At 58.1% G+C, this 320-nt stretch carries 1 pseudogene; it reads right to left on the bottom strand.

Annotated elements, in window-relative coordinates:
- Positions 1-233 (bottom strand): annotated as a pseudogene (locus NCT32_RS37145) (hypothetical protein); the annotation flags it as partial.
- Between the last annotated feature and the right edge of the window lie 87 nt (positions 234-320).

Below are 320 nucleotides of genomic sequence, written 5' to 3'. Positions count from 1 at the left end.
GCGTGCTGCTCTAGCCATTTAACGTGATCAACGTTGGGCAACCACCACCGGTTCCAGCGTATGGTGAAAGCGAGCCATCCCTTGCCTGACCGCTCCAGTTCGTCCCAAGTTGCGTGGAAGTCGAGTATTGCACCGAGGGAACTGAAGAACACCGCGCGCAGGGACGTTTCGTCCGCAGCAGCAACGACGATCTGCTTGCGTCGTTCGTCGACCGCGTCGATGGTGCTTGCCATCGCGAGCGCGGGGTAATTCACTTGCCAGTCGGCGTTACGCGCGACTGCACGATTCAGAAAGAACGAGTTCGAGGCCATATCATTTGC

The organism is Caballeronia sp. INML2, assembly GCF_023631365.1.
Lineage (GTDB): Bacteria > Pseudomonadota > Gammaproteobacteria > Burkholderiales > Burkholderiaceae > Caballeronia > Caballeronia turbans.
This window is presented reverse-complemented; position numbering and strand designations above follow the sequence as displayed.